Origin of the sequence: Micromonospora sp. B9E7, assembly GCF_039871815.1 — a bacterium.
In the GTDB taxonomy this organism is placed as follows: Bacteria; Actinomycetota; Actinomycetes; order Mycobacteriales; family Micromonosporaceae; genus Micromonospora.
In genome coordinates, this window is sequence record NZ_JBDPLX010000009.1 from 271,803 (window position 1) to 291,871 (window position 20,069).

Sequence of the window (20,069 nt, forward strand, 5' to 3'; positions counted from 1 at the left end):
TTCCATGGCAGTCTCCGAGACCGTCGCCGCCACACCACCGGCCGCGACGCCCACCCCGCCCGCGCCCAGCCGCAGACGACGCGGCCGCAACGCGGCGTACTGGCTCTACCTGCTCCCCGGAGCGGTCCTCTTCCTCCTGGTCATCGGGGCACCGCTGGTCGGCACCCTCTATCTGTCGCTGACCAAGTGGTCCGGCGTCGGCGACCCCCGGTGGGTCGGCCTGGACAACTACCAGCAACTGCTGCAGGACGACGTGTTCTGGGCGTCGTTCCGCAACACGGTCTGGATGATCGTCGCGATGGTGGTGGTGCCCACCCTGCTCGGGCTGTTGCTCGCGGCGGTGCTCTTCGACGTCATCGGCCGCCGGTTCAAGCCCCGCACCGCCGCCGCGCTGCGGGCCGCGTTCTACCTCCCGCAGGTGCTGCCCGTCGTGGTGGCCGGCATCGTCTGGGGTTGGATCCTCCGTCCGGACGGCGCGTTCAACAGCCTGCTCGACGCGGTGGGCCTCGGCGCGTTACGCCACGACTGGCTGGGTGACCCCGGCACCGCCCTGCCGGCGGTGATGGCGGTGATGATCTGGGTGCAGATCGGCTACCCGGTGGTCGTCTTCATGGCGGCGCTGCAACGGGTCGACCCCGAGTTGTACGAGGCGGCCGAGGTCGACGGCGCGAACTGGGTCCACCGGTTCCGGGCGATCACCCTCCCGCAGATCCGGCCGGAAACCTTCGTGGTGGCGCTGACCTGCACGATCGCCGCGTTGAAGGTGTTCGGGCCGATCTTCGCCCTGACCCGGGGTGGCCCGGAGAACGCCACAAATGTTCCGTCCTACTTCGCGTACTACACGTTCTTCAAGAAGCTCCAGGTCGGCTACGGCTCGGCGATCTCCACGGTGCTGACGCTGATCATCATCGTGGTGGCCGTGGTCTTCATCTGGATGCAGGCGCGCAGCGAGCGCCGGGACCGGGGGTTCTGACATGGCCGTCACGCTCACACCGATCCCCACGCGGGTGAAGCAGGCCCGGCCGGTCCCCGACCGGCACCATCGCGGCGTGAGTCGCTGGGTGGTGCTCGCCCTGGTCACGCTCGGCGCGCTCGTCATGCTGGTGCCGTTCGCGTTCATGCTGCTCAACGCATTCAAGTCGCCCGGCGACTACTCGTCGGGCGGGCCGCTGAGCTGGCCGACGGAGTTCTACACCAAGGGTCTGCGGACGTACTGGACCGAGGTCAACTTCCCGCTCAAGCTCTGGAACTCGGCGCTCATCGCCGGCTCCGTGGCGGTCCTCGGCGTCGCCGTGTCGCTGCTCAACGCGTACGCCCTGGGCATCGGCCGGGTCCGTGGCCGGCTCTGGATCGTCGGTCTCTTCCTGCTGGCCAACATGCTGCCGCAGGAGGCGCTGATCTACCCGCTGTACTACGTGGCCAAGGAGGTCGGGCTCTACAACACCCGACTCGCGGTGATCATCATCTTCACCGTGATCCAGAGCGCGTTCGGCACCTACCTGCTCGCCTCGGTCATGGGGACGTTCCCGCGCTCGCTGCTGGAGGCCGCCGCGCTCGACGGCGCCGGCAAGTGGACCGTGCTGTGGCGGGTGGTCTTCCCCAACCTGCGGCCCACCCTCGCGGTGCTGCTCATCTTCTTCTTCATCTGGACCTGGAACGAGTTCCTCATCCCGCTGGTCATGCTCATCGACAACCAGACGCAGACCATTCCGGTCGCGCTCGCGTCGCTACAGGGCGACCGGCTGATGGACGCTCCGACCACCAACGCCGGCGCGCTGATCAGCCTCGTGCCGGCCATCCTCTTCTTCCTCATCTTCCAGCGCACTCTCGCGCGCGGCATCACGGCAGGAGCCGAGAAGTGAAGTTCACCGACGGGTACTGGCAACTGCGCCCCGGTGTCAGTGTCCTGCGCCCCGGCACCGTGGAGTCGGTCGAGCCGGACGAGCGCGGTTTCACCGTCTTCGCACCGACCGGCAAGATCAATGGACGCGGCGACACCCTCAACCGGCCTCTGATCACCGTCCGGTTCTTCTCCCCCGCCCCCGGCGTCATCGGGGTGACCATCGCGCACCACACGGGCGGGCTGCCCCGGGAGCCGCACTTCGGGCTGAGCACCGGCGACACGCACCCGGTCAGCGTCGACGTCACCGGGCTCAGCGCGACGCTGACCACCGGTGAGCTGACCGCACGGGTCGCGCTCGTCGACGGGTGGCGGGTCGACTTCCTGCACGGCGACCGGCTGGTCACCGGGTCCACCGGGCGCAGCATCGGCGTCGTCACCGACGCCGAGGGCCGGCCGCACGTGCACGAGCGGCTCGCGTTGGGTGTCGGCGAGACGGTGTACGGGTTGGGCGAGCGCTTCGGCCCGTTCGTGAAGAACGGGCAGACGGTCGACATCTGGAACGCCGACGGCGGCACCGCCAGCGAGCAGGCGTACAAGAACGTGCCGTTCTACCTCAGCAGCGCCGGCTACGGCGTGTTCGTGGACCATCCCGAGCACGTGTCGTTCGAGGTCGGCTCCGAGGTCGTCACGCAGACCCAGTTCAGCGTCGAGGGCCAGTCGCTCACCTACTACGTCATCGACGGGCCCAACCCGAAGGACGTGCTGCGTCGTTACACGGCGCTCACCGGCCGCCCGGCCCGCATCCCCGCCTGGTCGTACGGGTTGTGGCTGTCCACCTCGTTCACCACCTCGTACGACGAGAAGACCGTTACCGAGTTCGTCGACGGGATGGCCGAACGCGGGCTGCCGTTGTCGGTGTTCCACTTCGACTGCTTCTGGATGCGCCAGTTCCACTGGGTCGACTTCGTCTGGGACCCGGCGACCTTCCCCGACCCGGAGGGGATGCTGCGCCGGCTGCGCGAGCGTGACCTGAAGGTGTGCGTCTGGATCAACCCGTACATCGCCCAGCGCTCGTACCTCTTCGAGGAGGGCCGCGAGGCCGGCTACCTGGTCCGCAGGCCCGACGGTTCGGTCTGGCAGTGGGACAAGTGGCAGGCCGGCATGGCGCTTGTCGACTTCACCAACCCGGACGCGGTCCGCTGGTTCACCGGCAAACTCAAGGTGCTGCTCGACATGGGCGTGGACTGCTTCAAGACCGACTTCGGCGAGCGCATCCCGACCGAGGTGGTGTGGCACGACGGTTCGGACCCGCAGCGGATGCACAACTACTACTCCTACCTCTACAACAAGGCGGTCTTCGAACTGCTGGAGACGGAGCGCGGCGAGGGCGAGGCGGTGCTGTTCGCCCGCTCGGCCACGACCGGCGGGCAGCAGTTCCCGGTGCACTGGGGCGGCGACTGCGAGTCCACGTTTACCGCGATGGCCGAGTCGCTGCGCGGCGGGCTGTCCCTGGCGTCGTCCGGCTTCGGCTACTGGAGTCACGACATCGGCGGTTTCGAGGGCACCCCCGACCCGGTGGTGTTCAAGCGGTGGGTCGCCTTCGGGCTGCTCTCCTCGCACTCCCGGCTGCACGGCTCGGGGTCGTACCGGGTGCCGTGGGCGTTCGACGACGAGGCCGTCGACGTGCTGCGGCACTTCACCCAGCTCAAACTCCGCCTGATGCCGTACCTCGCGGCCGCCGCGCAGGAGGCGCACCGCGACGGTACGCCGATGATGCGGCCGATGTTCGTGGAGTTCCCGGACGACCCGGCCACCGCGTACCTGGACCGGCAGTACATGCTCGGCCCGGACGTGCTGGTCGCCCCGGTGTTCAGCGCCGACGGCGACGTCACCTACTACGTACCCGCCGGCACCTGGACGCACCTGGTCAGCGGGGCGCCGGTCACCGGCCCGGCGTGGGTCACCGAGAAGCACGCGTTCGACAGCCTGCCGGTGCTGGCGCGGCCCGGCGCGGTCATCCCGTTCGGCGCACGCGACGACCGCCCGGACTACGAGTGGGCCGACGACGTGCGGCTGCGGCTGTACGCACCGGGCGAGGGGCAGCGGACCCGGGTACGGGTACCGTCACCCGGCGACGGGCCGGGCGCCGAGTTCGACGTGCGCTACGAGGACGGGACGGCCAGTGCCGCACTGGTCGCCGGTACCTCGACGGGCTACATCTGCGAGATCCAGGGGACTGAACGATGACGCAACACCACTTCCCGGAGAGCTTCGTCTGGGGATCGGCGACGGCGGCGTACCAGATCGAGGGCGCGGCCGGCGAGGACGGGCGCGGGCCGTCCATCTGGGACACCTACAGCCACACACCGGGTCGGACGCTGAACGGCGACACCGGCGACGTCGCCGCCGACCACTACCACCGGTGGGCCGACGACCTCGGGCACATCGCCGACCTCGGGCTTGACGCGTACCGGTTCTCCATCGCCTGGCCGCGGGTGCAGCCCGGCGGCTCGGGCCGGTTCAACCAGGCCGGAGTCGACTTCTACTCGCGGCTCGTGGACGGTCTGCTGGAGCGGGGCGTCCGCCCGGTGGCGACGATGTACCACTGGGACCTGCCCCAGGAGTTGGAGGACGCCGGCGGCTGGGCGGCGCGGGAGACCGCGCTGCGCTTCCAGGAGTACGCTGCGGGCATCGTCGGCGCGCTGGGCGACCGGGTGCACACCTGGACGACGCTGAACGAGCCGTGGTGCTCGGCGTACCTGGGCTACGCCTCCGGCGTGCACGCGCCCGGTCGGACCGAGCCCGCGGCGGCGCTGGCCGCGGTGCACCACCTCAACCTCGCGCACGGCCTGGCCGGCCGGGTGGTCCGGGAGCTGGCCCCGGCCGCCGAGCTGTCGGTGACGCTGAACCTGCACGTCGTCCGGGGGGCGTCCCAGTCGGATGCCGACCAGGACGCGGTACGCCGGATCGACGCGTTGGCCAACCGGGCGTTCCTCGGCCCGATGCTCGACGGCGCGTACCCGGCCGACCTGCTGGCCGACACCGCGGCCGTCACCGACTGGTCGTTCGTCCGCGACGGTGACGAGAAGCTGATCGCGGTGCCGCTGGACGTGCTCGGGGTCAACTACTACTCCAGCACCCTGGTCCGCGCCTGGGACGGGGTGTCGGCCCGCTCCGACGCCGACGGTCACGGTGCCTCGACCTCGACGCCGTGGGTCGCCGCGGACAACGTCGACTTCCTGCCGCAGCCCGGCCCGTACACGGCGATGGGGTGGAACATCGACCCGCCGGCCCTGACCGAGCTGCTGCTGCGTCTGCACCGCGAGTACCCGAACCAGCCGATGATGATCACCGAGAACGGTGCGGCGTTCGACGACGTGGTGTCGGCCGACGGCCGGATCCACGACGACCGGCGGATCGACTACCTGCGTCGGCACATCGGCGCGATGGGTGACGCCCGGGCGCAGGGCGCGGACGTGCGCGGCTACTTCGTCTGGTCGCTGTTGGACAACTTCGAGTGGGGCTACGGCTACGACCGCCGCTTCGGCATCATCCGGGTCGACTACGACACCCAGGTCCGCACCTGGAAGGACAGCGCCCACTGGTACCAGCGCCTGGCCGAGACCGGCCGGCTGCCGGACGCCTGACCGACCGACGACCTCGACGCGCTGGATGCGCTCGGCCGTGGCCGAGCGCATCCAGTTTGTCGACGGTCACCGCTTCAGCGATCGTCAGTCAGAGGACGCCGTCGGCAGTCCCTCGAGGTAGCGGGCCGGCAGAACCGTGAGCGGCGCGTCAGCGTACCCACTTTCGACGATCTCGTCCCACGAGTGGAAGTATTTCTTGGCGCCACCGACGATGAGATAGACGTCGCCCTGCGGATTCCTCACCAATGTGCCGTCGCGCGGAACGTCGGAAACATTGTCGAGGTACCGGGTGGGCAGAACAGTACGCGCCCCGCCGTACCCGGTGTCGATGACCTCTTGTGGGTAGGCGAACCAGACCTTCGCGCCACCGGCAAACACCCAGACGCCGCCCTGCGGATTCTGCACGAGGGTGCCGTCGCGTGGGACGTCGGGGAAGGTGTCGAGGTATCGGGTCGGCACAATGGTCGGCCCTATCCCGCCGTATCCGGTGTCGACCATCTCCTGCGGACTGTTGAACCAGATCTTCGCGCCACCGGCAACCACGTAGATGCCATGATTCGGCGCCGCCACCACGGTGCCGTTGCGCGGGACGGCCGGCAGTAGCCCGAACGTGCCGTCGGGAACGGCCGCCCAGGACTGCGGGTAGCCCGTGGCCGAGATCTCGTCGACGCTGTCGAACCAGATGGGTGCGCCGCCAGCGATGACCGAGATCGCCCCCGCCGGTTCGCGGTACAGCGATCCGTCGGCGAGAGGGAAGTCGACAATGGTTTCCCGGACCCAGTGGGCGAGGTCGTCGACACGGATCTCGACGGCACCCTGCCGGGTCTGGGTCTCACCGATACATCCGGCCTGCCAGGACGAACCGTTGATGGCCACCAACTGCGGGCCGACTTCAAGCTCCCGGAAGGCCGGCCCACCGGCGTCACCCTTACAGATGCTCGCGTTCGCCGGAACACGGCCCTTCACGTCGAAGGTCGTCGCCGTCTGGTCGGCCCACCATCCCACCGTGAACTGGGCCGTGTGCATCCGGTCGGGCACCCACTCGGTCGCGGTCCGGCCGTAACCCGCGACGCGGAGCACCTGCCCGTATCGCGGCTCGGCCCAAGCGAGCCGGATCGGCGTGATGCCACTGGCCGGAGTCACCAGCCGGGCAAGGACCACGTCGCGCCCTGGATGCGGCACCAGTCTGTCGACCGCGGAGACCGCACCGGCGGACGTGCTCAGGCTCGTGCGGCCGACGGTCGCCGTCGTGGGACGTGGCGGTGGCCCCGAGACCACACTGGACGATCCGAAACAACTCTTGGCGGTGATCACCCATTGCGGCGCGACAAGCGCCCCGGAACAGGTGGTGCTGCCCTCCTGACCTGGCTCCCCGATCGTCAGTTTCGCGACGAACCGGTACGTGCCGTCAGCGGCTGCGACGCCGACGGCCGACTGCGCCGGCAGCCCCGACGACGTCAGTCCCGCCGCTACCAGGACGAGCGTCAACGCCGCCCGCCAACCCGTCTTGACAATCTTCATGCATCGTCCCCGTCTGCTGCCTTGCCAGGATCGGGCTGTCCGAGTGGACAGCCACGCGCGCACAGGCAAGCGACAACGGCGATGCCACATCAACCCCCGTGGAAGCGAGACCGCGCAACCACAGGCTAGTGGGGCGGCATCTCGGCACACAACATCGAAGTTTGCGATGGTCGACGGGAACGGTTGGCCGAGTTCAGGCGCCCACGCGCTGTGGCGGAACGGTGAGCCCGTAGAGCTCCATCAGCTCAGGCGTGTCGACGCGGCTGCCGTCGGCCACCGAGTCGCAGGCGATGTCGACGATCTGGTCCTTGTGCGCCAGCAGGTAGGGCCGGGCGCCCACGTCGGCGCTGGCCAGCGTGGCGATGCCGGGCCAGTGCCGGCGGCCGAAGAGCATCGGGTACCCGCGCAACCCGTCGTAGGTGGCGCAGACCAGCACATCCGGGTACGGCAGCGCGGCCACCCGGCTCACCGCCGTGGCGGTCAGACCCGGCATGTCGACCGGGACCACCACCACCGCCTCGATCCCCTCGTCGTCCATGGCGGCCAGGCCGGCCCGGATGGACGAGCCGACTCCGGTGCCCCAGGCCTTGTTGATCACAACGGTGGCCTTGCCCAGGTCGGCGGCCTCCTGGACCTGCTCCGCGGCGGCACCCAGCACGACCACGATCTGCTCGCAGCCCGCCTCGGTCATCGTGTCGATCATCTGATTGACCAGGGGCTTGTCCCCCTGACACAGCAGTGCCTCGGGACCACCGATCCGTCGTCCCCCACCCGCCGCGATGATCATTCCTGCGATCCGGTTCAGCTGCGCCCCCTCTGGCACGGGACGACCGTCACCGATCCGTCCCTTCCTACGGACACTGCAACGAGGACGGCCAGTCGAGGGTGTCGGGGCGAATAGGAGAAATAGCGCAACCGTTACACGCCCGGCATTGCCCGGGACGGACACTCCGTCGGTCAGGCCGCGTCGGCGTAGCAGTCGACGACGGACAGATCCAGTGGGAACCGGACCGGCGTCGCACCGAAGAGCAGCGCGGAGGCCCGTTCGCCGCAACGGTCGACGGCCTCCGCGACCGCCTCCGCCTGCTCGGCCGGCGCGTGCACGACCACCTCGTCGTGCTGGAAGAAGACCAGCTCGGCGTCGGTGCCGGACAACTCAGTCCGCAGCGTGGCCAGCAACGTGGAGGCCCACTCCGCAGCGGTGGCCTGGATGACGAAGTTGCGGGTGAAGCGCCCCCGGGAACGCGCGGCGCGGGCCCGCGGACTGTGCGGATCACCCGCCCCCTCCGGATCGGAGGGCTCGTCGTCGGGATCACCGAACCCGGCCGAGCCGGGCGGGCACGTCCGCCCCAGCCAGGAACGCACCAGCCCACCCGTCTCACCGGTGCGGGCCGCCGCCTCGACGTAACCGAACGCCGTCGGGTAGCTGCGCTTCAACACCGCCAACGCGGGCAGCGCGGCCCCACCGGTCTGCCCGTACATCGCACCGAGCAGCGCCACCTTGGCCTTGGCCCGGTCGCCGCCGAACGAGTCCCGGGCCAGGGCCGCGTAGAGGTCGCCGGCACCGCCCGCCGCCGCCAACCGCGCGTCGCCGGAGACTGCGGCCAGCACCCGAGGCTCCAACTGGCCGGCGTCGGCGACCACCAGCCGCCAGCCCGGATCGGCCACCACCGCCCGCCGGATCACCTTCGGGATCTGCAACGCGCCACCACCCCGGGTGGCCCACCGGCCGGAGACGACACCACCCGGCACGTACTCCGGTTGGAACCGGCCGCCCCGCACCCACTGATCGAGCCAGGCCCAGCCGTGCGCCGTCCAGATCCGGTAGAGCTCCTTGTATTCCAGCACCAGCGGCACCGCCGGATGGTCCACCCCGCGCAGCACCCAGGCCCGGGTGTTGGGCAGCTCCACCCCGACCCGGGCGAACGCCTTCAGCAGCTCCGCCGGGGAGTCGGCGTGCAGGCCGCGTACGCCGAGCACCTCGGCGATCCGGGCGGCCAGCTCGGCGAGTCGGCGTGGCGGCCCACCGACCGGGGACGCCTCACCGAGCAGCTTGTGCAGGATCTCGTCGTGCACGTCGGCACGCCAGGGCAGCCCGGCGACGCCCATCTCCACAGCGATCAGCGCGCCGGCCGACTCGGCAGCCACCAGCAACCGGAACCGGCCGGGGTGCTCGGTCGCGGCGACGCGGACGAGCTGGTCGGCGTACACCCGGGTCAGTGCCTCGATGCCCGGGCCCGGCGGACCGGGCAGGGTGTCGAAGAGCGCGCCCTGCCCGTGCCCGGGTGGCGCCGCGGCGCGCGGCGGCGGGTCGGGTGGCACCGCCGCGCCGGTGAGCCGGGCCCAGGCGGCGGCCAGGGAGCGGGGCTCACCCCAGCGGCCCGCGTGCCCCAGCAGCAACGCCTCGGTCAACTCCACGTCGTGACACCTGTCGACCCGGATGCCGGCGCGCAGCAGGGCCGGGTAGACCGACGCGGAGCTGGACCAGACCCAGCGCGGGTGCTCGGCGACTTCGCGTGCGGTGACGGCGGCGGCCAGATCGGTGACGACCTCGGTCGGGCCGACCGGCCGGCCGGCGGAGTCCAGCGGGCACAGCACTCCCCCACCCCGCTCGTCCGAGACCACCGCCACCAGCACGAACGTGATTCTGCCTCTCCCCTCCGACAGAAACGGAGGCGCACCTCACCCGTTTCGGGACGGTGGGGTGTCGGGGGCGCTCGGTAGCGTGACCTGGTGCCTCCACAGATCCCGCATCCCGATCCAGGCACTCCGGACACCCGCGGTCCGATGCGATACCTGTGGTGGCTCACCCGCCGTCAACCCTGGCGGGTGCTGCGCGGCAGCCTGCTCGGCACGGCCTGGATGGTCGGTCTCGCGGCCCGGCCCTACCTGATCGCCCGCGCCGTCGACGACGGTCTACGCGCCCGCGACACCGGGGCCCTGGCGTTCTGGGTCGCGGCGATCGTCGTCGCGGGAGTGGCTCTGTCATTCCTGGGCACGATGCGGCACCGCACGATGACCTTCATCCGGGAGGATGCCAAGGCCCGTTCCGCCGAGGTCCTGCTGCGCCACCTGTCCCGGATCGGCGCGGTGCTCCCCCGCCGGGTCGCCTCGGGCGAGGTGTCCACCATCGGCGGCTCCGACATCGACTGGACGGCGCAGGTGCTGACGCTGACCGGGCCGGGCGTCGGAGCGGTCGTCGCGTACGGGGTCATCGCCGTGGTGCTCTGGTCGATCTCCCCGATGCTCGCGCTCTGCGTGTTGCTGGGGGTGCCGGCGGTCGGGCTGGTCGTCGGGCCGCTGCTGCGCCGCCTCGAACGGGCGGAGTCGGTCTACCGCCGGCAACAGGGCGCGCTCACCGCCCGGTCCGGCGACATCGTCGCCGGGCTACGGGTGCTCGCCGGGGTGGGCGGTCGGGGCCTGTTCGCCCAGAGGTACGCGGCCAGGTCCCAGGAGCTGCGCGTCGAGGGCTACCGGGTGGGCGCCGTCATCAGCTGGATCGACGCGGCGACGGTCGCCATCCCCGGGCTGTTCCTGGCGGCGGTGGTGTGGCTGACGGCCCGGATGGCGGTGACGGGTGACGTCACGATCGGAGAGCTGGTCGCCGTCTACGGCTACGTGGCGACCCTGATCGTGCCGGTCTGGTTCCTGCTGGAGGGCAGTCACCAGCTGATCCGGGGGCGGGTCGCCGCCCGGCGGATCACCGACCTGCTCAAGGTGACCTCGGACGACGTCGGCGGCCCGGGTCGTCGGTGGTCGGGCTCGGTGCCGGAGACACGCCAACCGGGTGTCCAGGCCGCGCCCGCCGGCCCCGCCGACCTGCACGACCCGGTGACCGGGCTGACCGTACGCGCCGGCCGGCTGACCGGGGTGGCGGCCGACGACCCGGCGGCGGCCGTGGCGCTGGCCGACCGGCTCGGCCGGTATGTCGTCAGCGACACCACCTGGGGTGGTGTACCACTGGCCGGGGTCGCCCTGGACGAGGTCCGCACCCGGGTCCTGGTCGCCGACCACGACTCGTACCTCTTCGCGGGGACACTGCGCGACATCCTGCGCGCCGGGGCCGACGACGATGACGACCGGGTCGACGAAGCCCTGCGGACCGCCTCGGCCGAGGACGTGGTCGATGCCCTGCCGGCCGGGCTGGACACCCCGATCGACTCCCGGGCCCGGACCCTCTCCGGCGGTCAACGCCAACGGGTCCGCCTGGCGCGCGCGGTCCTCGCCGAGCCGGAGGTGCTGATCCTCGTCGACCCGACGTCGGCGGTGGACGCGCACACCGAGGCGCGGGTCGCCGAACGGTTGCGGGGCGCGCGGGCCGGGCGGACGACCGTGCTGATCGCCACGTCACCGCTGCTGCTCGGCCGGGCCGACCTGGTGGCGCACCTCAGCGGCGGCCGGATCACCGCCACCGGCAGCCACGCCGACCTGCTCGACCAGGACGCCGACTACCGGCACCTGGTGGCCCGGGGCAGCGACGATCCGGACACCGAACCCGCCGACATCGAGGAGGCGTACCGGTGAGCCGACTGCCGGTGGCCGACCGCGGCACCGTACGGCGGGCGTTGCGCGACATGATCAGCCGGCACCGTCGCGCGGTCGGGGTCGTGCTGGCGCTGCACAGCGCCGCCGCGGTCGCCGGGCTCGCCCCGCCGTGGCTGCTGGGCACCATCGTCGACCGGGTCGCCGCGGGCGCGGGGGTGGCCACTGTGGACCGGCTGGCGCTGGGCATCGCCGGCTGCGTCCTGGTCAGCGCGCTGCTCTCCCGCTACGCGCAGTACGCCGGTCACCGTTTCGGCGAACGAGCCGTCGCCGAGCTGCGCGAGGATTTCGTCTCCCGGACTCTCGGGCTGCCGGTCTCGGTCGTCGAGCGCGCCGGCTCCGGAGACCTGGCCACCCGCAGCTCGGTCGACGTGGCGACGGTCGGGACCACCGTCCGGGACGTGGTGCCCACCATCGTCATCGCCTCGGTGCAGTTGACGTTGCTGTTCGGGGCTGTCTTCCTGCTGCATCCGCTGCTCGGGCTGACGGCGCTGGCCGGGCTCCCGTCGATCGTGGCGGTCACCCGCTGGTACCTGCGGCGGGCCAGCTCCGCGTACCTCACCGAGGGCGCGGCGGCGGCCGAGCTGACCGAGACGCTCACCACCACCGCCGAGGGCGCCCGCACGGTGGAGGCGCTGCGGCTGACCGACGACCGGGTCCGGCACGGCACCGAGCGGATCGTCCGGGTGTGGCGGGCCCGACGGGCGACCCTCGCGCTGCGTACGGTGTTCTTCTCGGTCGTCGAGGCCAGCTACCCGCTGCCGGTCGCCCTGGTGCTGCTCGTCGGCGGCTACCTGCTCTCCCGGGACATGGTCTCGCTCGGCGCGGTGGTCGCCGCCGCGCTCTACCTGCAACAGGCGATCGATCCGTTGGACCGGCTCCTGCAGTGGACGGAGCAGGCGCAGCGAGGCTTCGCGTCGTACGCCCGGGTGCTCGGCGTCGGCCTGGTCCCGGCGGAGCCACCGGGCCGGACGGCCACGTCGCGAGGTGAGCTGCTCGTCGTTCGTGGTGCGCGGTTCTCCTACTCCGGCGGGCCGGACGTGCTGCACGGCATCGACCTGGAGGTGCAGCCCGGTGAGCGGCTGGCCGTCGTGGGTCCGTCGGGGGCCGGCAAGTCCACCCTGGCCCGGCTGCTGGCCGGGATCGACGCGCCTCGTCAGGGCGTCGTCAGCATCGGCGGGTGCCCGGTCACCGACCTCGACCCGGCCGAGCGTCGCCGCCGGATCGCTCTGGTCACCCAGGAGCACCACGTCTTCATCGGCTCGGTACGCGACAATCTCTCGTTCGCCGCACCGGACGCCTCCGACGAGCAGATGCGGGCCGCGCTCGACACCGTGGGCGCCGACTGGTTCGCGGAGTTGCCGGAGGGTCTGGACGCGACGCTCGGCGACGGTGCCCGGCAGCTCGGCGCGGCGGAGGCCCAGCAGCTCGCACTGGCTCGACTGGTGCTCGCCGACCCGCACACGCTGATCCTCGACGAGGCGACGGCGGCGCTCGATCCGACCACGGCCCGTCGTACCGAGCGGGCACTGGCCGCCGTGCTGGTCGGGCGGACGGTCATCGCGATCGCGCACCGGCTCAACACCGCGCACGACGCCGACCGGGTGGCCGTGCTGGCGGACGGCCGGATCACCGAGATCGGCAGCCACGACGACCTGGTCGCGGCCGGCAGGGCGTACGCCGACCTGTGGCGCTCCTGGCACACCCCGGCCGACGAGCACCGGAGATGACGAAAAGGGGCGCCCCGCAAGCGAGGCGCCCCTTCCGTCCGGTGGTTACTTGCCGACGCCCGCGGTGAGGCCGGACTGCACCTGCCGCTGGAAGATGATGTAGACCACGAGCACCGGGAGCATCGCCATGGTGACCCCGGCGAAGAGGCCGGACCAGTCGGACTTGTAGCCCTGGTTGACCGAGAGTTCGATCAGTCCCTGGGCGATCACCTGGTTCTTCGGCTCCCCGGCGACCGACTGCATGAGCAGGGTCGGCAGGTACCACTGGTTCCACTGACCCAGCACGTTGAAGATGCCGATGCTGATCAGGCCGGGCTTGGACATCGGCAGCATGACGCTGAAGAAGAGCCGGCTGTGCGACGCGCCGTCGACCATCGCCGCCTCGGCGATGGTGTTGGGCAGCGTCCGGAAGAACGAGTGCATGAAGAAGACCGTGAACGACAGCGACCAGGCCACGTAGACCAGGATCAGCATGAGGTGCTTGTTCGGGCCCAGCAACGGCAGGTGGACGCTCGTGTTGTAGACGCCCTTGAACAGCGGCACCGCGGCCAGGTAGACCGGCAGGGTCAGACCGGAGAGGAAGACGTAGTAGATCAGCCGGTTGCCCCGGAACTCGTAGCGGGCCAGCGCGTACGCGGCCATCGAGCCCAGCAGCATGGTGAGGGTGACGCTGCCGGCCAACACCAACACGGTGTTCAGGAAGAACGATCCGAGGTGCCCCGCACCCCAGGCTCGGCTGAAGTTGTCCCAGTTGAGCTTGGCGGGAATCAGGGACAGTGGCTGGCGGATGACCTCCGAGTCGGTCTTCAGGGCCGACATCACCACCCACAGCAGCGGGTAGATCACCATCACGGCCCAGACCAGCAGGAAGATGTGGGAGAAGCCGTTGAAGAACTTGCCGCCGATACCGTCCGAGGTGGACCTGCCGCCCTTTCCACCCTCGGGTGGGGTGTCCGGGCCCTGGTCGGGCCGGGTCAGACCATCGTGAGTCGCCGTGCTCATCGTCCAGCCTCCTCAGTACTCGATACGCTCGCGACGGGTGATCCTGAGCTGCGCCGCCGCGAGCAGGATCGTGAAGATCGCCAGGGCGACACCCATCGCGCAGGCGTAACCGAACTGGCCCTTCTGGAACGCGGTGAAGTTGAGCACCGACGCGAAGATCTCACTGGCGTGGTTCGGGCCACCCTGGCTGGGGGTCATGACGAAGACCAGGGCGTACATGTCCAGTGCGATGAAGCCCAGGTAGACCCAGGCGACCGAGACGGTGTCACGCAGCAGGGGCAGCGTGATCCGGAAGAAGGTGTGGAACCGGCTGGCCCCGTCCAGGAGCGCCGCCTCGTAGATGTCCTTCGGGATGGACTGCATCGCCGCCGAGAAGAGCACCATGTAGAAGCCGGCGCCGCTCCAGACCGCGATCAGCAGCAGCCACCAGAGCACCGCCGGCACGCCGAGGAAGGGCTCCGGGTCGGCGGTGAAGGCGATCGGGTTGTCCGCGTCGACCAGACCGATCTTGATCATCAGGCCGTTGATCAGGCCCTGGCCGTCGCTTCGGTAGATCTGCTGCCACATGACGGCGATGACCACCAGCGACAGCACCTGCGGGAAGAAGAAAATGATCTTGTAGATCCCGGAGCCGAACACCCCTCGGATGCCGGCCCTGTCCTCGCGTCCGCCCACATTGAGCAGGAACGCGAGGAACAGGGCCAGCGCGATGGTGAACAGCGGCACGGTGATCAGGAAGAAGACGTTGTGCCAGAACGCCTTCCTGATCAACTCATCCGACAACAGCCGGACGTAGTTGTCCAGACCGACGAAGTTCTGGGTGTCCGAGTAACCACCCCAGTCGGTCAACGAGTATCCCGCCGCCTGCACGAAGGGCCACACCACGTAGAAGAGGTACAGCGCAAGCGGCAAGGCCAGGAAACCCGTGACGAAACGCGCAACACCGTGCCGCATGGTCACTCACTTCTCTAGCTGATCAGGGCCTGTCAGGCGGTACGGGTCTGCTTCTTGACCGAGGAGTCCTTCGCGACCTTGTCCGCGGCCGCCTGCATCTTGTCGACGAACTGCTGCGCGGTGAGGCGCCCTGCCATCAGCTCCTCGGACAGGTTCTGGCTCTCCTTGTCCAGGTCGGCGTAGAAGTCCCAGATCTTGACCGAGATGAGGTCGGACGTGGCGTTCTTCATCAGCGTGTTCGCGGACGCGAGCGCCGAGTCCTGCACGTTGTCGCCGGAACCCTTGGTCGAGGCGAGCGACTTGGTCAGCTCCGCGAACTTCGCCGAGCCGGCCTTGGAGAGGATGGCCCGCAGGAACTCCTTCGCGGCCGCCTTGTTCGGCGCCTTGCTCGGCACCACGAAGCCCTCGCCGGAACCGGCGAAGACGTCCTTCGCGGCCTTGTCGCCCGGCTTGGTCCAGTAGTCCGACAGGGTCATCTCGAAGCCCGGCGGGATGGTCGCGGCCATCTCGTTCTTGAGCCACGTGCCGACCTGGATGAAGGCGGCCTTGCCGTCGAGCCAGGCCTGCTGCGACTGGGTGTGGTCGAGCTTGCCCGGCAGGAGCAGCTTGTCCTTGACCAGCTTCTCCCACGGCTCCAGCGCCGCGACGATGCCGTCGGCCTTCCAGGCGTTGTCCTTCAGGTTGTCGATGTCGATGATCGGCTGCTTGCCGACGGCCTTCCAGATGCTGGCCATCAGCGCCCAGCGCGGGTAGTAGCCGTGCGTGGCGTCGTGCACGTACGGCGCCATGCCCTTGGCCTTGATCTTCGGCGCGAGGGCGAAGAAGTCGTCCCAGGTGGTCGGCGCCTGCCAGCCCTCCCGCTTGAACAGGGCGCCGTTGTACCAGTTGCCCCAGACCGTGAAGGCCACGTTCACGACGTAGAACTTGCCGTTCTGGGTGCCGTCGGTGACCGTGCCCGGCAGCAGCGTGTCGGCCACCGTGCCCTCGCCGTCCCAGGCCGGGGCGGTGAGCAGGTCGTCGAGCGGCTCGATCGCACCCTCGTTGATCAGGGTGCTGCGGTCCATGATGTCCGCGCCCGAGTTCATCACCAGGTCGCTCGGCTGGGTCGCCATCTTCGGCTGTTCTTCGGTCTTGATCTTCTGGGTGGAGCTCATGTTGACCGTGATGTTCGGGTGCTTGGCGTTGAAGAGGACCTTGTCCTCCTTGGCCCACTGGTCGCCCAGACCGCCGTTGAAGACGACCACCTTGACGGCGCTGCCGTCCTTGACGCCGAACGGGTTTTCCTTGCTCTTCGCGGCACCGCTGTCCGCGGACTTGGTCGGCTCGCTGCCGGCGCAGGCACTCAACATGCCCGCGGCCGGAACGGCGAGCAGACCAGCCGCCGCGGCGCGCTGCAGCAGGATCCGACGGCTCAGGTCACCGATGTTCTCGGGGGAATCCGACATCTTTGACTCTCCTTGTGGTGTCGGGTCAGGCGGTTCGCCGGAGACGCCCGGCGTACCGCGACTCGAGGGCGAGGTTGTGCTCGTCCCCGCCGGGGACGTTGGCGGAGAGGTAGATAGGGGGTACCTCCCCGGCCTGGTGGAACCGTCGTACGACCTCCGCGGTCAACAGCTGCGCCAGCAGCGCCGTGGTGACCGAGGAGACCGCACAGACCGCGCCGCCGCCCTCGAGCGGCAGCAGTGCATCGCCGTACGGCGCGCCGTTGTCCAACACGACGTCGGCGAGGTCGGCGAGCCGATGCCCGGACGGGTGCCGTGGGGCGACCCGCGCGGTGTGCTCGACCGAGGTGACCGCGATCAACGGGTGACCGCGCTCGGTGACCAGCGCCGCCAGCTCGACCACCGAGCCGTTGATGCCGGATTGGGATGCCACCACGAACACGTCACGCGGCTGGGGCGCCGCGAGCGCGTAGATCTGGTGGGCGATGGAGGGGTCGCGTTCCAGCTTGGGATCGGCGAGCACGTCACGCGGGGCGTCACCGTGCATCACCAGGTCCCGTACCGACAGCCGGTTGGTGGGGACCAACCCACCCGCCCGGGCCACCAGCTCGGCGGCGAACGCCTCGGAGTGCCCGGCCCCGAACGCCTGGAGCACGCCGCCGTCGCGCAGGCTGTCGGCGATCAGGTCGGCGGCCCGGGTGATCCCGTCGGCCTCCGAGTCGAGCAGCCGGTCGAGCACCGGGCGGACGGCGTCCGCGTACCCCTGGGCGCTGATCATGAAAGTGCTCCCTTCGCTGCCTTGTGCCCGTCGACGGCCTGCGCTGTCCGCCGGAAGGCCGCGTGCGCGCGGTCGTGCGTGCGCTGGGCGACGGCGATGTAGAGCAGGTCGAGCACCACGAGCTGCGGGTGCCGGGCGGAGAGCGCGTCCGGCCGGAACGTGGTCGCCTGGCTGGCGGTGAGCAGCACGATGTCGGCCAGCTCGGCCAACGGCGAGCGGGGGAAGCCGGTGAGCGCGAGCGTGGTGGCGCCCCGGCTGCCCGCCTCGGCGAGCATCTCGATCGTCTCCCGGGTCTGCCCGGTGTGCGAGATGCCGAGCGCCACGTCGCCCGTCCGCAACAACGCGGCACTGGCCAGCCCTTCGTGCACGTCGTTCCACGCCCACGCGGCCACGCCGATGCGGTGCAGGCTGAACTGCATCTCCTCACCGACCAACGCGCTGCCGCTGGCGCCGAAGATGTTCACCCGGTTGGCGCCCGCGATGGCCACGGCGGCCCGTTCCACCTCGGCGAGGTCGAGCAGGGTGGCCGTGTCGTGCATGGCCCGGGTGTCGGCCGCCATGATCTGGTCCAGCACCCGGGCGAGCGGGTCGCTGGGCTGGATCTCGCGTCCGATGTCGACGGTCCAGCCGGCGGAACGGGCCCGACCGGTCTCGGAGGCGATACCCAACCGCAGGTCGGCGTACCCCTCGAAGCCCATCGCCCGGCAGAAGCGGGTGATGGTCGCCGGTGAGGTGCCGCTGCGCTCGGCCAGCTCCACGATGGTGGATCGGGCGGCGGCCTCCGGGTCGCTCAGCACGTGCTCGGCGACCCGGCGCAGCGCTCCGGTCAGCTCGCCGAGCCCGTTGCGGACGCGGGCCAGCACCCCGTCGGAGGCGGAACTCCTCCGGTCGACCACGTCGGCGTCGACCACCGCGGTCCCCGCGGCGGCGTCCACCTCGTGATCAACCATGGGTCGCCTCACCTTTCCGAAAAGACTGTTAACTGTTAGTGGTAAAAGTTCTTACTGAAGGCCCCTCCGTGTCAAGACTGTGGGCGAAGTTTTCAAACTGTTACCTGGCGCACAGCCCGCCGCGCCCGCCAGATCTTGCCCTGCAGGACGCTGCCGACCAGCATGAACAGTCCCGATCGCCGTCCAGCGCAAGGAGACCCGTGCCGATGTCCGACACCGTCGTGGTCGGCCTCGACATCGGCGGTACGTCCACCCGGGCGACCGCCCTGACCGTCACCGGGCAACGCGTCGGCACCGGTCGCGCCGGCGGCGGCAACCCGACAAGTCACGGCGCACAGCGCGCCGCCGTCGAACTGCTGACCGCGCTCCGCGCGGCGCTCGCCGACCTCGACCCGGCACGGGTGGTCGCCGGCACCATCGGCCTGGCCGGCGCGGGTCGACTACTCGCCGACCCCGCCGGGCGAGCCGCCTTCGACCAGGCCTGGCACGACGCCGGCCTGCGCTGCCCGTACGAGGTGCACGGCGACGCCCTCGTCGCCTACGCCTCCGGCACCGCCGCCCCGGACGGAACCGTCCTCATCGCCGGCACCGGGGCGATCACCGCGCAGGTCCACGAGCTGCGACTCGACCGGATCGCCGACGGTCACGGCTGGCTCCTCGGCGATGCCGGCTCGGGCTTCTGGCTCGGTCGCGAAGCGGTACGCCGACTGCTCGCCGACCTCGACGCCGGCCGTCGACTCGGCACGCTGACCACTGCGGTGCTCACCGAACTGCTGGGCAGCGCGGAGGTCGCCGCCCATCCCCGGACCACAGTGGACGCCATCATCCAGGCGGTGACCCGACGCGCCCCCGTCGAACTGGCCCGTCTCGCACCGCTGGTCGTCGACGCCACCACACACGGAGACCCGGTCGCCACCGCGCTGATCGGCGAGGCCGCCGCACACCTGGCCGAAAGCGTGAGCCGCATCCGCCCGGCCGACGCGGTGACGCCCGTCGTACTCGGCGGCGGACTCCTCACCGCGAACACCCCACTCGCCGCCGCCGTCCGGCTGGAGATCGCCCGACAGTGGCCGGACACGCCACTGCGTACCGCCGGCGACGGGGCCGCCGCCGCAGCCTGGCTCGCCGCCCGCGACCTGCCCGAGGTCACCGACCCGGGCGCCCTGCACGCCCGCCTCTTCCCCACCACCTGACCACCCACCCCACGCCCGACCCGCCACGCCGGGTCACACGAGGCGGGGACGGGCCGGGCCGCGCCGCGCCGGGCCCCACCGGCATCAGGCCGCCCACCCCGCGCCGGGATCGGGCCGCGCCAGGCCCCACCGGGATCGGGCCGCCCAAACCGCGCCGGGATCAGGCCGCACCCGGCCGCGCTTGATCATGATCGTGCTCGATCCAGGATGTAGTGGTCTCCTGCGGCGAGGAGAGAACTAAATCCTGGATCGAGCACGATCAAGGGCCGGTCGCCGCTCCTCAGCCGCGCCAGCGCGACCGAACCACGCCCACCCGCCGCCGCACACCCAAGATCCGCGCAGTTACGGCCAAGATCCGCACACTTTCGGTGAAACTGCTGCCTCACGGCGGCCCGAGGCAGCAGTTTCACCGAAGTTGCGCGGATCTTGAGGGGACAGCGTGGGCGGGGCGGGGGTGGGCTCGGGCG

The 20,069-nt window shown here is 70.6% G+C and carries 15 protein-coding genes; 7 read left to right on the top strand and 8 right to left on the bottom strand.

Going from position 1 to position 20,069, the window contains the following annotated elements; genetic code table 11:
- Positions 1-4: 4 nt before the first annotated feature.
- The 4 genes from ABGB10_RS17740 to ABGB10_RS17755 all read left to right on the top strand — a co-directional run bounded on the left by ABGB10_RS17740 (position 5) and on the right by ABGB10_RS17755 (position 5,490).
- Positions 5-973 carry a sugar ABC transporter permease gene (locus ABGB10_RS17740; protein WP_347661939.1) on the top strand — a complete coding sequence of 323 codons (969 nt, stop codon included), beginning with the start codon at positions 5-7 and terminating at the stop codon, positions 971-973.
- Between the two features lie 76 nt (positions 974-1,049).
- Complete coding sequence (locus tag ABGB10_RS17745; protein ID WP_347661940.1) at positions 1,050-1,862, top strand: carbohydrate ABC transporter permease; 813 nt, start codon at positions 1,050-1,052, stop codon at positions 1,860-1,862.
- On the top strand, positions 1,859-4,090 hold the full coding sequence (gene yicI, locus ABGB10_RS17750; RefSeq protein ID WP_347661941.1) for an alpha-xylosidase: 2,232 nt from the start codon (positions 1,859-1,861) through the stop codon (positions 4,088-4,090). The genes ABGB10_RS17745 and yicI overlap by 4 nt, the downstream gene beginning before the upstream one ends.
- Complete coding sequence (locus tag ABGB10_RS17755; protein WP_347661942.1) at positions 4,087-5,490, top strand: GH1 family beta-glucosidase; 1,404 nt, start codon at positions 4,087-4,089, stop codon at positions 5,488-5,490. The genes yicI and ABGB10_RS17755 overlap by 4 nt, the downstream gene beginning before the upstream one ends.
- Positions 5,491-5,574: 84 nt before the next feature.
- Here ABGB10_RS17755 and ABGB10_RS17760 read toward each other — a convergent pair whose 3' ends face one another.
- The 3 genes from ABGB10_RS17760 to ABGB10_RS17770 form a co-directional block, all read right to left on the bottom strand.
- Positions 5,575-7,101 carry a S1 family peptidase gene (locus ABGB10_RS17760; RefSeq protein ID WP_347661957.1) on the bottom strand — a complete coding sequence of 509 codons (1,527 nt, stop codon included), beginning with the start codon at positions 7,099-7,101 and terminating at the stop codon, positions 5,575-5,577.
- A 103-nt stretch (positions 7,102-7,204) separates the two neighbouring features.
- Positions 7,205-7,798 carry an NTP transferase domain-containing protein gene (locus ABGB10_RS17765; RefSeq protein WP_347661958.1) on the bottom strand — a complete coding sequence of 198 codons (594 nt, stop codon included), beginning with the start codon at positions 7,796-7,798 and terminating at the stop codon, positions 7,205-7,207.
- A 170-nt stretch (positions 7,799-7,968) separates the two neighbouring features.
- On the bottom strand, positions 7,969-9,678 hold the full coding sequence (locus tag ABGB10_RS17770; protein WP_347661959.1) for a bifunctional 3'-5' exonuclease/DNA polymerase: 1,710 nt from the start codon (positions 9,676-9,678) through the stop codon (positions 7,969-7,971).
- A gap of 120 nt (positions 9,679-9,798) precedes the next feature.
- On the opposite strand from ABGB10_RS17770, the gene ABGB10_RS17775 reads away from it, so the two are divergent.
- Both ABGB10_RS17775 and ABGB10_RS17780 read left to right on the top strand, forming a co-directional pair.
- Entirely contained in the window at positions 9,799-11,535 is a 1,737-nt protein-coding gene (locus ABGB10_RS17775; RefSeq protein WP_347661960.1) for an ABC transporter ATP-binding protein, read from the top strand.
- Between the two features lie 50 nt (positions 11,536-11,585).
- Positions 11,586-13,283 (top strand): ABC transporter ATP-binding protein, encoded by a 1,698-nt coding sequence (locus ABGB10_RS17780; RefSeq protein ID WP_347661961.1) that lies wholly within the window; start codon positions 11,586-11,588, stop codon positions 13,281-13,283.
- Positions 13,284-13,328: 45 nt separating this feature from the next.
- On the opposite strand, the gene ABGB10_RS17785 is transcribed toward ABGB10_RS17780, so the two are convergent.
- Genes ABGB10_RS17785 through ABGB10_RS17805 form a run of 5 tightly spaced genes read right to left on the bottom strand, consistent with a single transcriptional unit; the run spans position 13,329 to position 18,409 of the window.
- Positions 13,329-14,285, bottom strand: a complete 957-nt coding sequence (locus ABGB10_RS17785) for a carbohydrate ABC transporter permease (RefSeq protein ID WP_347661943.1) — start codon at positions 14,283-14,285, stop codon at positions 13,329-13,331.
- Positions 14,286-14,297: 12 nt separating this feature from the next.
- Positions 14,298-15,239 carry a sugar ABC transporter permease gene (locus ABGB10_RS17790; protein ID WP_347661944.1) on the bottom strand — a complete coding sequence of 314 codons (942 nt, stop codon included), beginning with the start codon at positions 15,237-15,239 and terminating at the stop codon, positions 14,298-14,300.
- 32 nt (positions 15,240-15,271) lie between these two features.
- Positions 15,272-16,684 carry an N-acetylglucosamine/diacetylchitobiose ABC transporter substrate-binding protein gene (gene ngcE, locus ABGB10_RS17795; RefSeq protein WP_347661945.1) on the bottom strand — a complete coding sequence of 471 codons (1,413 nt, stop codon included), beginning with the start codon at positions 16,682-16,684 and terminating at the stop codon, positions 15,272-15,274.
- 25 nt (positions 16,685-16,709) lie between these two features.
- A complete protein-coding gene (locus ABGB10_RS17800; protein WP_091403970.1) occupies positions 16,710-17,459 on the bottom strand; it encodes an SIS domain-containing protein in 750 nt (249 codons plus the stop codon).
- On the bottom strand, positions 17,456-18,409 hold the full coding sequence (locus ABGB10_RS17805; RefSeq protein WP_347661946.1) for a MurR/RpiR family transcriptional regulator: 954 nt from the start codon (positions 18,407-18,409) through the stop codon (positions 17,456-17,458). The genes ABGB10_RS17800 and ABGB10_RS17805 overlap by 4 nt, the downstream gene beginning before the upstream one ends.
- 206 nt (positions 18,410-18,615) lie before the next feature.
- On the opposite strand from ABGB10_RS17805, the gene ABGB10_RS17810 reads away from it, so the two are divergent.
- Complete coding sequence (locus tag ABGB10_RS17810) at positions 18,616-19,602, top strand: BadF/BadG/BcrA/BcrD ATPase family protein (RefSeq protein ID WP_347661947.1); 987 nt, start codon at positions 18,616-18,618, stop codon at positions 19,600-19,602.
- Positions 19,603-20,069: the final 467 nt, after the last annotated feature.

What these genes read in the sequence shown, in the direction of transcription:
- ABGB10_RS17755 (WP_347661942.1), top strand. Translation starts at nt 4,087, where the DNA reads ATGACGCAACACCACTTCCCGGAGAGCTTCGTCTGGGGATCGGCGACG.
- ABGB10_RS17765 (WP_347661958.1), bottom strand. Translation starts at nt 7,798, where the DNA reads ATGATCATCGCGGCGGGTGGGGGACGACGGATCGGTGGTCCCGAGGCA.
- ABGB10_RS17790 (WP_347661944.1), bottom strand. Translation starts at nt 15,239, where the DNA reads ATGCGGCACGGTGTTGCGCGTTTCGTCACGGGTTTCCTGGCCTTGCCG.
- ABGB10_RS17760 (WP_347661957.1), bottom strand. Translation starts at nt 7,101, where the DNA reads ATGTGGCATCGCCGTTGTCGCTTGCCTGTGCGCGCGTGGCTGTCCACT.
- ABGB10_RS17810 (WP_347661947.1), top strand. Translation starts at nt 18,616, where the DNA reads ATGTCCGACACCGTCGTGGTCGGCCTCGACATCGGCGGTACGTCCACC.
- ngcE (WP_347661945.1), bottom strand. Translation starts at nt 16,684, where the DNA reads ATGTCGGATTCCCCCGAGAACATCGGTGACCTGAGCCGTCGGATCCTG.
- ABGB10_RS17740 (WP_347661939.1), top strand. Translation starts at nt 5, where the DNA reads ATGGCAGTCTCCGAGACCGTCGCCGCCACACCACCGGCCGCGACGCCC.
- ABGB10_RS17775 (WP_347661960.1), top strand. Translation starts at nt 9,799, where the DNA reads ATGCGATACCTGTGGTGGCTCACCCGCCGTCAACCCTGGCGGGTGCTG.
- ABGB10_RS17780 (WP_347661961.1), top strand. Translation starts at nt 11,586, where the DNA reads ATGATCAGCCGGCACCGTCGCGCGGTCGGGGTCGTGCTGGCGCTGCAC.
- ABGB10_RS17785 (WP_347661943.1), bottom strand. Translation starts at nt 14,285, where the DNA reads ATGAGCACGGCGACTCACGATGGTCTGACCCGGCCCGACCAGGGCCCG.
- ABGB10_RS17805 (WP_347661946.1), bottom strand. Translation starts at nt 18,409, where the DNA reads ATGGTTGATCACGAGGTGGACGCCGCCGCGGGGACCGCGGTGGTCGAC.
- ABGB10_RS17800 (WP_091403970.1), bottom strand. Translation starts at nt 17,459, where the DNA reads ATGATCAGCGCCCAGGGGTACGCGGACGCCGTCCGCCCGGTGCTCGAC.